Below are 13,966 nucleotides of genomic sequence, written 5' to 3'. Positions count from 1 at the left end.
GGCTACTTAAGTAACAAAGGCCTAGCGAACAAAAGGCAGGTAAGCGTATAAAACCCAAGCCAACAATACCGCCAAGCCCGCAATCATTGCGAAAGCATAGTGATAGAGATAACCGGATTGCAAATGGCGAATCACTGTGGAAAAGCGCCCTACTGCATGCGCACTACCGTTAACCAAGAAGCCGTCGATAGCCTGTTGATCACCGCGATGCCACAAAATACCACCGATCCATAACAAACCTTTAGCGAATACCGCTTGGTTTAGATCATCGAGATAGTATTTGTTATCCATCAACCTCTTGATAGGCGCAAATGCTTGAGCTACTACACCAGGTAACTTCGGAGCCCAAAGGTAAGCGATCGCTGCAGTCAATACGCCTAGAACAACCAATAACAATACTGGTGAAGTGAATGAATGTATTGCCATGGCGATTGGGCCATGGAACTCTTCAGCGAGCTCTTTCATAGCAGGATGCTTGCCAATATCCACGAAGATGGAATCACCAAAGAAAGTGCCAAACAACAAAGGCGTAACTGTGTAGTAACCAATAATGACTGATGGAATCGCTAGCAAGATCAGCGGCAAAGTAACAACAAAAGGTGACTCATGTGGTTTTTGACCAGGAGCTAAACCATGGTGAGCATGATCATCCCCCTGCTCTGCATGATCATGATGGTGATCATGCGCGTGAGCATCTGCATGACCCCAACGGGCTTTACCGTGGAACACATAGAAGTACAAGCGGAATGAGTACAGGGCCGTTACAAAGACGCTAGCCATCACTGCGAAGTAGGCAAAACCAGAGCCAGGAATATGGCTAGCCGCTACCGCTTCAATAATGGAGTCTTTTGAATAAAAGCCTGAGAAGAACGGCGTGCCGACTAATGCCAAGTTACCCAACAACATCATGAGGCAAGTGATTGGCATGTACTTCCACAGACCACCCATCTTGCGCATATCTTGCTCGTGATGCATACCTAAAATCACGCTACCCGCAGCAAGGAACAGAAGTGCTTTAAAGAATGCATGTGTCATCAAATGGAAGATGGCGATTGGATAAGCAGAAACCCCCAAGGCGACAGTCATATATCCCAACTGAGAGAGAGTGGAATAAGCAACCACTCTCTTGATATCGGTCTGGACAATGCCCAAGAAACCCATAAATAGCGCGGTAATGGAGCCAATCACCAAGATGAAGCTCAATGCTGCATCAGATAGCTCAAATAGAGGCGACATGCGTGACACCATGAAGATACCGGCAGTCACCATAGTTGCAGCGTGAATCAATGCAGAAATTGGAGTTGGGCCTTCCATGGAGTCTGGCAACCAAACATGCAATGGAAATTGAGCTGATTTACCCATCGCGCCGATAAAGAGGCAGATGCAAGCTACGGTGACTAAATTCCAGCTCGTGCCTGGCAATGTTTGTGCAGCCAAAGCTGTGTTCTGGGCAAAGATCACGTCGTAGTTCATGGAACCAGTGCTGGCTAGCAGCAAGCCAATACCGAGAATGAAACCAAAGTCACCAACACGGTTAACCAAGAAGGCTTTCATGTTCGCAAATACAGCGGATTGGCGCTCATAGTAAAAGCCAATCAACAAATAAGAAACCACACCGACCGCTTCCCAACCGAAAAAGAGTTGCAAGAGGTTATTACTCATGACCAGCATCAACATGGCAAAGGTAAAGAGTGAGATGTAAGAGAAGAAGCGGTTATAGCCTTCCTCGCCTTTCATATAGCCGATGGTGTAGATATGAACCATTAAAGAGACAAAGGTCACGACGCACATCATGGTGGCAGTCAGCGGATCAATCAAGAAGCCAATGTCCAGATTGAGCTCACCCAATTGCATCCAGCGATACACAGTGCCATTGAAATAGAAACCATCCATGACCTGTACAAGTACAAAACAAGACAGAACGAAAGCAAGCATCACACCAAGAATAGTGACGAACTGGCAAGCACCATTACCGATACGGTTGCCACCTAATTTGGTGCCAAGGAACCCCGCAATAACTGAGCCAAATAATGGCGCCAGCGGAATTGCGCAGAGAACGGGGAGAGTTAAGGTCAATTGCATGACTAGCCTTTTAGGTGATCAAGGTCTTCAGCATTGATGGTGTCAACCTTACGGAAGAGAACAACCAAAATTGCCAAGCCGATTGCCGCCTCAGCAGCAGCCACAGTCAAAATGAAGAATACGAATACTTGACCAGCCATATCCCCCAAATAATGAGAGAAGGCTATAAAGTTCATGTTTACCGAGAGGAGCATCAATTCAATTGCCATTAAAAGCACGATGATGTTCTTGCGGTTTAAGAAAATACCAATCACGCTAGTCGCAAATAAGATTGCACCGAGCACCAAATAGTGAGCCAGGGTAATAGTCATTTCTTCTCCCCGCGGGTATCTTGCTTTGCAGCCATATCAGAATCCATCTTGACGATACGCATGCGATCAGCAGAATTCACATTCACTTGCTCATGAATATTTTGGGCTTTCGAATCCTTGCGATTACGCAAGGTCAATGCGACAGCGGCAATGATGGCCACTAACAGGATGACGCCAGCAACCTCGAAGGCATACACATAGTCAACGAAGATCAACATACCTAAAGCTTGTGTATTACTGGTAGCCATTTCTTCAAGCATAGGCTGCACGGGAGTGCTGGTACCGATAAAGCTGCGAATCAAGACGATAGACAGCTCCAATACGATGACTGCACCCATCAAGAAAGCTACTGGAAGGAATTTCTTGAAATCGCGACGCAAATGCTCAATATCAAGGTCCAGCATCATGACCACGAACAGGAAAAGCACCATCACAGCGCCAACGTAAACCAGAATTAAGGCCAAGCTGAGGAACTCTGCTTTGAGTAGCATCCACAGGCCAGAAGCGCAGAAGAAAGCGAGCACTAAAAAGAGTGCGGCGTGTACTGGATTGCGCGCAGTGATCACGCGCAATGCTGAAAGCACTAAAAGGCCAGCGAAAGCATAAAAGAATGCTGCAAATAATGTAGAGGTATCGAATGTCATATGTTCTTGTGCTTGATTCGATTAACGATAAGGCGCATCAGCTGCGCGGTTAGCGGCAATATCTTTTTCGTACTTATCACCTACTGCCAAGAGCATGTCTTTGGTGAAATACAAGTCACCGCGTTTCTCGCCGAAATACTCAAAAATATTGGTTTCAACAATAGCGTCAACTGGACAGGCTTCTTCACAGAAGCCGCAGAAAATACACTTGGTTAAATCGATGTCGTAACGGCTGGTACGACGCGTGCCGTCATCACGCTCAGCAGTTTCAATCGTGATTGCGTAAGCTGGGCAAACTGCTTCACACAGTTTGCAACCAATACAACGCTCTTCACCATTCTCATAACGGCGCAAAGCGTGTAAACCGCGGAAACGAACAGACTGAGGCGTCTTCTCTTCAGGGTATTGAATGGTAATTTTTGGCTTGAAGAGATAACGACCGGTAATCGACATACCGACCAAAATATCTTTCAACATCAAGCTATCGAGGAATTGGGAAATTTTCTTAAACATGATTGATCAACTTATTTCCAAATATTCAATGGAGATACAACCCATGCGCCAACGACAACGACCCAGAATACGGAGATGGGAATAAAGACCTTCCAACCTAAACGCATAATCTGGTCATAGCGATAGCGTGGCAATGTAGCGCGCAACCAAATGACGCAAGACAAGAGGAAGAAGGTTTTGGCAAACAGCCAGAAGAAACCGGGGATATCGCGCAGGATTGGTAAATCCAAAATTGGCAACCAACCGCCCAAGAACAGAGTGGATGCTAAAGCGGCGATCAAGATCATATTGGCGTATTCAGCCAAGAAGAACATTGCAAATGCCATGCCGGAGTACTCAACCATGTGACCCGCAACAATCTCAGACTCACCCTCAACCACATCAAATGGATGGCGGTTAGTTTCAGCAACGCCAGAGATAAAGTAAATCACGAACATGGGCAGCAATGGCAACCAGTTCCAAGAGAGGAAGTTCAAACCAATATTAGCGAAATAGCCCTGCTCCTGAGAAGCGACAATCTCACTCAGATTCAAAGAACCTGAGGTTAGCAACACGGTAACCAATGCAAAACCCATGGCGATTTCATAAGAAATCATTTGAGCTGAAGCGCGCATGGCGCCAAGGAATGGATACTTGGAGTTAGATGACCAACCAGCCAAGATCACGCCATAAACACCAATAGATGAAATTGCCATTACATATAGCAATCCAGCATTAACATCAGCCAAGACCATTTTGGCCTGGAAAGGAATCACAGCCCAAGCAGCAAACGCCGGCATGATCACCATCACCGGTGCAATGAAATACAGAACCTTACTTGCTTGCGTAGGAGAAATGATCTCCTTCATCAACAACTTCAAGGCATCGGCAATCGGTTGTAGCAATCCCAAAGGACCGACACGGTTTGGTCCAAGGCGGATATGCATCCAACCAATCAGCTTACGCTCCCACAGAGTCATATAAGCAACCGCAGCAAACATCGGCAATACGATGATGACGATGCGCACCAATGCCCACACGAGCGGCCACAGCGAACCAAAGATAGCTTCGCCTTGGGTGGTAACGAGGTTCAAGAAATTATCCATCTCGTCCCTTATGCCTTGCTAACAGTTACGGGACCAAACATCGGCCCCAGTTGAGCGCTAGCCATAGTACCTGCGGAGATTCTGACAGCGCCCTGGGCTAAATTTGCTTCCAATGTCACTGACAGATCTACAGATTGACCGCCTTGAGTCACTCGCACAGCATCGCCCTCTTTCAATCCTAAATCGCTAAAGAGGTCTTCACCCAAGCCAACTTGATTGCCACGCTTTGCATCGCGAGTTAACTGCAATGCAGATGCACGACGTACGATTTGATCGCCGGCATAAATACCCACGTCAGATAGGCGCTCTAAACCTGCTGATGGCGTTGCATTGCCATTAGATAAGCCAGTAGCTGTAGATTGATTTGACAACTTAGTGCAGTAATTTTCACCAAGCGCTTCACCCAATACCTCTTCAGGCATGTTGTAGAGAAAGCTATCTAAATTCAGTAAGCCACCAAGAACCCGCAGAACCTTCCATGCTGGACGAGAATCGCCCAAAGGTTTTACAGCGGGCTGGATGGTTTGAGCACGAGCTTCTGCATTAACAAAAGTAGACACCGTTTCTGTGAATGTAGAGATCGGCAAAATCACATCAGCTACTTCAAGAAGATCAGCGCTCTTATAAGCACTGAGAGCAATCACCGTATTGGCCTTAGCTAGTGCAGCACGTGCTTGCGCAGGATTTGGTAAGTCGGCATCTGGCTCGATATTCATCAAGATCACAGCACGACGCTCACCAGACAAGACCGATTCAATGCCAGCGCCGTTGGCGTTTACCAAACTAGCACCAACAGCGTTACCGCCAACCGGCAAGAAACCTAAAGTTGCGCCAGTTTGCTCAGCAATGAATTGCGCCAGCACATGTAAATCAGATGCTTGTGGATGTGCGATTGCTGCAGAGCCCAGCAATACTGAAGTAGAGGCACCAGAAAGCAAGCTATCCGCAATCTTTTGCGCAACAGCTGACACAGGTAGGTTAGGTGTGCCAGCTGGGGCGGTAGCAGATTTCGCTTTAGCTACCGCCAATGCAACCTCACTTAATGTATCAACCCACGCGCTTGGAGCTGCAGCAATACCAGTAGCAGGAATTAACCAATCATCACCACCAGCATCAATGCGTAAAACCTGCAAACTACGTTTAGCTGCAGTACGTAAACGTGCAGCAATCAAAGGCTGCTCCTTACGCAAGAAGCTACCGATGACTAAAACACGATCTAACTCACTTAATTTGCTAATCGGCATACCCAACCATGGGGCAGAGGCAGAACCCTTGACGTCAGTTTGACGTAAGCGAGTCTCGACTTGATTAGAACCTAAACCACGAATCATCTTCTGGAGAAGGTGTAACTCTTCAGTGCTAGAGATTGGATGCGCTAAGGCAGCAACTGCTTGGGGACCACTCTCAGCAGAAATGGTTTTTAGTGAGTGAGCAACGTAATCCATTGCGGATTGCCAATCAGTCTCTAGCCACTGACCACCCTGCTTCACCATCGGTGTTGTTATGCGATCTGCGCTATTTAAACCTTCGTATGCAAAACGATCACGATCGCTAATCCAGCATTCGTTAATTGCATCATTCTCAAGAGCAACGACACGCATGACTTTGTTAGCTTTTGTTTGAATGGTAGTGTTCGCACCTAAGCTGTCATGCGGACTTACTGAACGCTTGCGGCCTAATTCCCAAGTACGCGCTGCATAGCGAAATGGCTTGCTTGTTAAGGCGCCTACCGGGCAAATATCAATCATATTTCCAGATAACTCTGAATCAATGGTTTGGCCAGCAAAAGTAGTAATTTCAGAATGCTCGCCGCGGTTGACCATACCCAACTCCATTACGCCAGCCACTTCTTGGCCAAAGCGTACGCAGCGGGTGCAGTGAATGCAACGGGTCATCTCTTGCATGGAGATGAGAGGTCCTACATTCTTATGAAATACAACCCGCTTCTCTTCTTCGTAGCGTGAATTCGACTTACCGTAACCAACCGCTAAATCTTGTAACTGGCACTCACCACCTTGATCGCAAATTGGACAATCTAAAGGATGGTTGATGAGCAGGAACTCCATCACTGAGCGCTGCGCTTCAACTGCTTTAGCGGAATGCGTAAACACCTTCATGCCTTGCGTCACTGGTGTTGCGCAAGCTGGCAGTGGTTTTGGTGCTTTCTCTACTTCTACCAGGCACATACGGCAGTTAGCAGCAATAGATAATTTCTTGTGATAGCAAAAGTGCGGAATGTACGTATCAAGCTTATTCGCGGCGTGCATCACCATCGAACCTTGCGGAACCTCTACCAACTTACCATCTAATTCGATTTCAACCATGCTCACTTTAAGATGTCCCGTGCTCAATGTCTTATAAAGGTTTAACAGAATCTAAGCAGCGCTTATGTTCTACGTGATACACAAATTCATCCATGTAATGCTTCAACATGCCACGAACCGGCATAGCAGCTGCATCACCCAAGGCGCAAATCGTACGACCTTGAATATTGGCTGCTACATCATTTAATAAATCTAAGTCTTCAGGGCGACCCTCGCCGCGCTCAATACGACTCACAATGCGCCATAACCAGCCCGTACCTTCACGACATGGGGTGCACTGACCACAAGACTCTTCGTGATAGAAGTAAGACAGGCGCTCTAAGGCGCGAACCATACAGCGTGTTTCATTCATGACGATGACTGCGCCAGATCCCAACATGGAGCCTGCTTTTGCAATGCTGTCGTAATCCATGGTGAGCGTCATCATCTCTGCACCCGGAATAACTGGGGCCGATGAACCACCAGGAATGACAGCCTTCAATGGAATGCCATCACGCATGCCACCGGCGAGCTTTAGTAACTCAGCAAATGGTGTGCCTAATGGAATCTCATAATTACCTGGATAGGTAACATCGCCAGAAATAGAGAATATCTTCGTACCGCCGTTGTTTGGCTTGCCTAGCTCTAAATACGCTGGACCACCGATTGCCATAATGAATGGCACAGCAGCAAATGTTTCCGTATTGTTGATCGTAGTAGGCTTGCCATACAAACCAAAGCTGGCAGGAAAAGGAGGCTTAAAGCGTGGCTGACCCTTCTTACCTTCCAATGACTCTAAGAGTGCAGTTTCTTCACCGCAGATATAGGCACCCCAACCTGGAGAAGCATGCAATTGGAAGTTGAAATCACCTCCCATAATCTTGTCACCGAGATATCCGGCAGCACGAGCCTCCTCAAGAGCCTCTTCAAAGCGGGAATAGACTTCCCAAATTTCACCGTGGATATAGTTGTAGCCCACAGAGATGCCCATAGTGTAGGCACCGATAATCATGCCCTCAATCAAGGCATGCGGGTTGTAACGCATGATGTCGCGGTCTTTAAATGTACCTGGCTCACCTTCGTCACTATTACAAACTAAATATTTTTGGCCAGGGAACTGACGGGGCATAAAGCTCCACTTCAATCCCGTTGGGAAGCCTGCGCCTCCACGACCACGTAATGATGATGCTTTTAATTCTGCAATGATGGCGTCTGGTGCAACCTTGTCATTAATGATGCGACGCAGCTGTTGATAACCGCCTCGGCTTTCGTAATCTTTTAAACGCCAGTTCTCGCCATTCAATCCCGCCAGAATCAAAGGCTTAATGTGTCTATCGTGCAAGCTGGTCATGCTGCTTTTCCTTCTGCACGGAGTTCACTTAATAAGGCATCAATCTTTTCATTACTCATATGGCTACACATGCGTTTGTTATTCACCAGCAGAACCGGAGAATCACCGCAAGCACCCATGCACTCACCCTCTTTTAAAGTGAAGGTACCGCAAGACGTAGTCTCGTTGTAGCCAATACCAAGTGTTTCTTTTAAATAGCTTGCTGCGGTCTCACCATGCATTAGCTGGCAAGGTAGGTTTGTGCAGATCACCAACTTGTACTTACCAATTTTCTTGGTGTCGTACATATTGTAAAAAGTAGCCACCTCATCCACTGCAATGGTTGGCATTTCTAAAATTTGGGCAACAGTTTCAATCACCTCAGGAGAAACCCAACCTAATTCAGTTTGGGCAGCAATCAAGGCGGCCATGACAGCAGATTGTTTTTGCTCTGAAGGGTATTTCGCAACATTGCGCGCAATATCTGCGAGCGTTTTGTCTGATAGTTGAAGGGTTGTTGTCATAAATTCATCCTTGGCACGCTGTATTAGCGGTCAATCTCCCCGAACACGATATCTTGGGTTCCAATAATAGTTACAGCATCAGCCAACATGTGGCCACGTGACATCTCATCCATTGCAGAAAGATGTACAAAGCCTGGCGCACGAATCTTCATGCGGTAAGGCTTATTAGCGCCATCAGAAATTAAGTAAATTCCGAACTCACCTTTTGGATGCTCAACAGCAGAGTAAGCCTCTCCATTAGGAACGTGCATACCTTCAGTAAAGAGTTTGAAGTGATGAATCAACTCTTCCATATTGGTTTTCATATCCACACGCTTTGGCGGAGATACCTTATGGTTGTCACTCATGACGGGGCCATCATTCGCCTTGAGCCAAGCTACGCACTGCTTAATGATGCGGTTGGATTGACGCATTTCTTCCATACGGACTAGATAACGATCATATGAGTCGCCATTCACACCAACCGGAATATCAAAATCGAGTTTGTCGTAAGTTTCATAAGGCTGCTTTTTACGCAAATCCCACTCAATACCGGAACCACGTAGCATTGGACCAGTGAAGCCAAGCTGCAACGCGCGCTCAGGAGTCACGACACCAATACCAACCAAGCGTTGCTTCCAAATACGGTTATCCGTTAAGAGGTTGCAATACTCATCGACGTTGGCATCAAAACCATTGGAGAACTGCTCAATGAAATCAAGTAATGTACCGCTACGGTTCTCATTCAAACGCTTAATGGCAGAGGCGCTACGAATCTTAGACTTTGAGAACTGCGCCATCTGTGTTGGTAGGTCACGATAAACGCCACCTGGACGGTAGTAGGCAGCATGCATACGAGCACCAGATACGGCTTCATACATGTCGAAAATATCTTCACGATCGCGGAAGGCGTACAAGAACACGGCCATAGCGCCAACGTCCAAACCATGGCAACCAATCCACAAGAGGTGATTGAGCAAACGCGTTAACTCGTCATACATCACCCGGATGTACTGTGCACGCAAAGGCACATCTACTTGAAGCAACTTCTCAATCGCCATCACGTAAGCATGCTCATTTGCCATCATGGATACATAGTCCAAACGATCCATATAAGGAACGTTCTGAATCCAAGTACGTGTCTCTGCTAATTTTTCTGTGGCGCGATGCAATAAACCAATATGCGGATCAGCGCGTTGGATCACTTCCCCATCAAGCTCCAACACGAGACGTAGTACGCCGTGGGCGGCAGGATGTTGAGGTCCAAAGTTGAGGGTGTAGTTCTTAATTTGTGCCATGACTTAAACCGGGCCTCCATACTGCTCTTCGCGCACGATACGCGGCGTGATTTCACGCGCTTCGATCGTGACTGGCTGATACACCACACGCTTTAACTCTGGGTCATAACGCATTTCTACGTTGCCAGAGATTGGGAAATCTTTTCTGAATGGATGGCCAATAAAACCATAGTCAGTCAAAATGCGACGTAGGTCTTCGTGACCATCAAACAAAATACCGTAGAGATCAAAAGCTTCGCGCTCAAACCAATTAGCCGAGGCCCATACTGGTGTTAGTGATGCAACTACTGGGTAGGCATCTTCAGGTGCAAATACGCGCACACGCAGACGCCAGTTATGAGCTATGGATAAAAGATGGGTTACTACGCCAAAACGCTGACCACCCCACTGTCCATCCCGGTAGTCCTGGTAATCCACTCCACATGAATCCATTAACTGCTCAAAAGCCAATGAAGGCTCATCGCGCAAGAGCATGGCGGATTCAAAATAGGTGTCTGCATGAACCACAACAGTCACTTCACCTAAAGCGATCTCAATAGATTGAGCACGCTTACCTAAAACTTTTTCTAGATTACCAACGAGTTGAACTAAACGGTCTGACATGGTTTAAGCCTTCCGCGCAATCGTGTTGGTGCGAGCGATCTTGGATTGCAACTGAATAATTCCGTAGATCAAGGCCTCGGCAGTTGGAGGGCAACCAGGAACATAAATATCGACTGGCACAATGCGGTCGCAACCGCGCACTACTGAATACGAGTTATGGTAATAACCACCACCATTGGCACAAGAACCCATCGAGATCACCCAGCGTGGCTCAGGCATTTGATCGTAAACCTTTCGAAGTGCTGGAGCCATCTTGTTGCACAAAGTGCCAGCCACAATCATTAAATCTGATTGACGGGGAGATGGGCGGAACACCACACCAAAGCGATCCAAGTCATAACGGGAAGCACCAGCGTGCATCATTTCTACAGCGCAGCAAGCCAGACCGAATGTCATTGGCCATAAAGAACCATTGCGAGTCCAGTTGATTAACTGGTCCGCAGTAGTGGTAACAAATCCTTCTTTGAGAACGCCTTCTAATGCCATATCGATCACTCCCAGTCGAGAGCGCCCTTTTTCCAGATATATACGAAGCCAACGATAAATTCCAAGAGGAAAATCACCATAGAGGCATAACCAAACCAACCAATATCACGCAGAGCCACACCCCAAGGAAACAGGAATGCTGTTTCTAAGTCAAATAAGATAAAAAGGATTGCGATGAGGTAGTAGCGTACGTCGAATTTCATACGCGCATCTTCGAAGGCCTCAAAACCGCACTCATAGGGCGACAGTTTTTCAGCATCTGGCTTCGAAGGAGCCAAAATTTTTCCGAGGAACATGGGCACTAAACCAACCCCAATACCTACAAGGATAAAAAGCAGAACTGGAAAGTAATTAGCGAGATTCAAAATGGCCCTGAGTCGTTCGTGCGGTAAGTCCTAAGAAGCTACAAATTATCAATTACTCCACTACAAAAAACCTTGATTTAGGGCATAAACCCCCTACAATTTTTACAATTTGGTGCCGACGGCGAGACTCGAACTCGCACAGCCTAAGCCACTACCCCCTCAAGATAGCGTGTCTACCAATTTCACCACGTCGGCATCTTGCAAAACTTGTCAATTCTACTGCATTGCACCACTCATTTACCTCAAAAATAGCGTTAGAAACTACTTAAAACCCTATTTTTTACTTTGGAACTGCTGGCTTGGTCGGATCTTGAACTGGGGCTACTGGTGCAGCCGCAGGAACTGCAACTGGAGCCACGGTACCCGACAAAATTCCAGGGCTAACTTCCTTTTTATTTCCGATCCAAGTAATGCCTAAAGTGCAAACAAAAAAGATTGCCGCAAAAATAGCAGTTGTGTGGGAAAGGAAGTTGGCTGAGCCGCTGGCGCCAAAAAGACTGCCTGAGGATCCAGAGCCAAAAGCAGCGCCCATGTCGGCGCCTTTGCCCTGCTGAAGCAATACGAGCAATATCACAGCCAAAGCTGAAATAATCTGTAAAACGATTAATAAAGTCTTAAACCATTCCATGGCTTATCTCCAAATAAAAAATCTAGGCCTGACAAATGGCTAAAAAATCCTGAGGGTTCAATGAAGCGCCCCCAATCAATCCACCATCAATATCTGGCATTGCAAATAGTTCAACGGCATTATCAGGTTTGACGCTGCCGCCATACAAAATTCCCACATGGGAAGCTACATCCTCATCAAACTCTGCCAGCTGCAATCGAATGGCTCTGTGCATGTCCTGAGCTATTTGAGCGCTGGCCACCTTACCAGTTCCAATAGCCCAAACAGGCTCATAGGCAATCAGACAATCGGCCAAACGGTCTTGCAAAATCGCAACTTGCTTTGAAATCTGACCTCTTACAACCTCAACTTCACGTCCAGAGTTACGCTCATCTGCAGACTCACCAACACAAATCACGGGAATCATGCCATTGTCTAATACCTGCAGCGCTTTTTCTGCTACCTGCTCATCAGCCTCCTGATGATGCTGGCGGCGCTCCGAATGCCCCACGATGACGTAGGCACAATCTAATTCCTTCAGCATAGCTGCTGAAACATCACCGGTATAAGCTCCCACTGGATAAGCCGATGCATCTTGAGCACCTAAACTTAAAAAAGCTAAAGAGCAGTCACGAATTAATTCACCACACTGTGACAAATAAGGTGCTGGGGCGCACACCACATACTTACGACCCGCAGGCATCCCCTGCTCCATGCCACGGCAAACGGTCTTAATCCAGTCTGCATTACTTGCAAAGCTGCCGTTCATTTTCCAGTTGCCGATAACAGTGATGGGACGCATGAAATTAATTTAAATACTTAAACAGTTAAAACAATCTTGCCAACGTGCTCAGAAGATTCCATCAGACGATGAGCATCTGCCGCTTGATCTAGGCTAAATGTTTTATAAATCACAGGCTTTAATTTCCCCGAATCTAGCAAAGGCCAGATATGGGCATGCAACTGTTGAGTAATCTGCTTCTTAAATGACACTGGACGTGGACGTAATGTAGAACCGGTAATGGTCAAGCGACGACGCAAAATTTGATTCGTACTCACTTCAGCTTTGGATCCACCCTGAATTGCAATGATCACAATACGACCATCATCAGCCAGGCAATCGATCTCTTTTTGTACGTAAGCGCCGGTGACCATATCTAGAATGACATTGACACCCTTGCCGTCAGTTGCCTTCTTTACTTCTTCGACAAAGTCTTGCGTCTTGTAGTTGATCGCCAAGTCAGCACCCAAGGCAACACAAGCAGCGCACTTCTCATCAGTACCTGCAGTCACAAATACTGTATGACCTAAGGCTTTCGCAATCAAGATAGCAGTTACACCGATACCGCTCGAGCCACCTTGAACCAATAAAGTTTCGCCTTCAGATAGTTGGCCACGCATGAAGACATTACTCCACACGGTATAAAACGTCTCTGGTAATGCGGCAGCCTCTTGATCAGTAAATCCTTTAGGATAAGGCAAACATTGGGCAATTGGGGCTATACACGAATCTGCGTAACCACCACCCTGCACTAGCGCGCAGACCTTATCGCCCACCTTGAGCCCAAAAAGGTTATCGGCGTGACCTAAATCACCGCCAACAATTACACCAGCCACTTCCAGGCCCGGAATGTCAGATGCGCCTGCTGGAACCGGGTAATGGCCTTTACGTTGCAAAACATCAGGACGATTAATCCCGGCAGCCAAAACACGAATCAGAATCTCGCCAGACCCAGCACCAGGAAGTGCTAGGTCAGGACGAGTGGCAGACACCAGCATTTCTGGTGCGCCAAATTCTTTGATTTCTATTACGCGCATATGAATTCCGCTTGCTAA

Annotated in this window: 15 protein-coding genes and 1 tRNA gene; all 16 read right to left on the bottom strand. The window is 47.0% G+C overall.

What is annotated here, in order from left to right:
- Nucleotides 1–21: 21 nt before the first annotated feature.
- The 16 genes from nuoL to C2747_RS04155 all read right to left on the bottom strand — a co-directional run bounded on the left by nuoL (nt 22) and on the right by C2747_RS04155 (nt 13,948).
- Complete coding sequence (gene nuoL, locus C2747_RS04230) at nt 22–2,082, bottom strand: NADH-quinone oxidoreductase subunit L (RefSeq protein ID WP_215332679.1); 2,061 nt, start codon at nt 2,080–2,082, stop codon at nt 22–24.
- A gap of 2 nt (nt 2,083–2,084) precedes the next feature.
- Nucleotides 2,085–2,393: an NADH-quinone oxidoreductase subunit NuoK gene (gene nuoK, locus C2747_RS04225; protein WP_173960150.1), complete on the bottom strand. Its 309-nt coding sequence runs from the start codon at nt 2,391–2,393 to the stop codon at nt 2,085–2,087.
- Nucleotides 2,390–3,037 (bottom strand): NADH-quinone oxidoreductase subunit J, encoded by a 648-nt coding sequence (locus tag C2747_RS04220; protein WP_215329695.1) that lies wholly within the window; start codon nt 3,035–3,037, stop codon nt 2,390–2,392. Before C2747_RS04220 ends, nuoK begins: the two co-directional genes overlap by 4 nt.
- A 21-nt stretch (nt 3,038–3,058) precedes the next feature.
- A complete protein-coding gene (gene nuoI / locus C2747_RS04215; RefSeq protein WP_215306593.1) occupies nt 3,059–3,550 on the bottom strand; it encodes an NADH-quinone oxidoreductase subunit NuoI in 492 nt (163 codons plus the stop codon).
- Nucleotides 3,551–3,561: 11 nt separating this feature from the next.
- Nucleotides 3,562–4,635: an NADH-quinone oxidoreductase subunit NuoH gene (nuoH, locus tag C2747_RS04210; RefSeq protein WP_215332677.1), complete on the bottom strand. Its 1,074-nt coding sequence runs from the start codon at nt 4,633–4,635 to the stop codon at nt 3,562–3,564.
- 8 nt (nt 4,636–4,643) lie between these two features.
- Complete coding sequence (gene nuoG / locus C2747_RS04205) at nt 4,644–6,959, bottom strand: NADH-quinone oxidoreductase subunit NuoG (protein WP_215332675.1); 2,316 nt, start codon at nt 6,957–6,959, stop codon at nt 4,644–4,646.
- Between the two features lie 31 nt (nt 6,960–6,990).
- Nucleotides 6,991–8,289, bottom strand: a complete 1,299-nt coding sequence (gene nuoF / locus C2747_RS04200) for an NADH-quinone oxidoreductase subunit NuoF (RefSeq protein ID WP_215332673.1) — start codon at nt 8,287–8,289, stop codon at nt 6,991–6,993.
- Complete coding sequence (nuoE, locus tag C2747_RS04195; RefSeq protein WP_215332671.1) at nt 8,286–8,792, bottom strand: NADH-quinone oxidoreductase subunit NuoE; 507 nt, start codon at nt 8,790–8,792, stop codon at nt 8,286–8,288. The genes nuoF and nuoE overlap by 4 nt, the downstream gene beginning before the upstream one ends.
- Nucleotides 8,793–8,815: 23 nt before the next feature.
- Nucleotides 8,816–10,069, bottom strand: a complete 1,254-nt coding sequence (locus tag C2747_RS04190) for an NADH-quinone oxidoreductase subunit D (RefSeq protein ID WP_215332669.1) — start codon at nt 10,067–10,069, stop codon at nt 8,816–8,818.
- Between the two features lie 3 nt (nt 10,070–10,072).
- Nucleotides 10,073–10,672: an NADH-quinone oxidoreductase subunit C gene (locus tag C2747_RS04185; protein ID WP_215332668.1), complete on the bottom strand. Its 600-nt coding sequence runs from the start codon at nt 10,670–10,672 to the stop codon at nt 10,073–10,075.
- A gap of 3 nt (nt 10,673–10,675) precedes the next feature.
- Entirely contained in the window at nt 10,676–11,158 is a 483-nt protein-coding gene (locus tag C2747_RS04180; RefSeq protein ID WP_215332667.1) for a NuoB/complex I 20 kDa subunit family protein, read from the bottom strand.
- Nucleotides 11,159–11,163: 5 nt separating this feature from the next.
- A complete protein-coding gene (locus C2747_RS04175; protein WP_011902892.1) occupies nt 11,164–11,523 on the bottom strand; it encodes an NADH-quinone oxidoreductase subunit A in 360 nt (119 codons plus the stop codon).
- Between the two features lie 110 nt (nt 11,524–11,633).
- A tRNA-Leu gene (locus C2747_RS04170) sits at nt 11,634–11,718 on the bottom strand.
- A gap of 85 nt (nt 11,719–11,803) precedes the next feature.
- Nucleotides 11,804–12,151 carry a preprotein translocase subunit SecG gene (gene secG / locus C2747_RS04165; RefSeq protein ID WP_215332666.1) on the bottom strand — a complete coding sequence of 116 codons (348 nt, stop codon included), beginning with the start codon at nt 12,149–12,151 and terminating at the stop codon, nt 11,804–11,806.
- A 22-nt stretch (nt 12,152–12,173) separates the two neighbouring features.
- Nucleotides 12,174–12,932, bottom strand: coding sequence for a triose-phosphate isomerase (gene tpiA / locus C2747_RS04160; RefSeq protein ID WP_215332665.1), 759 nt, complete (start codon nt 12,930–12,932; stop codon nt 12,174–12,176).
- A gap of 17 nt (nt 12,933–12,949) precedes the next feature.
- Entirely contained in the window at nt 12,950–13,948 is a 999-nt protein-coding gene (locus C2747_RS04155) for an NAD(P)H-quinone oxidoreductase (protein WP_215332664.1), read from the bottom strand.
- Nucleotides 13,949–13,966 lie beyond the last annotated feature (18 nt).

It is taken from the genome of Polynucleobacter corsicus, assembly GCF_018688255.1.
In the GTDB taxonomy this organism is placed as follows: domain Bacteria; phylum Pseudomonadota; class Gammaproteobacteria; order Burkholderiales; family Burkholderiaceae; genus Polynucleobacter; species Polynucleobacter corsicus.
This window is presented reverse-complemented; position numbering and strand designations above follow the sequence as displayed.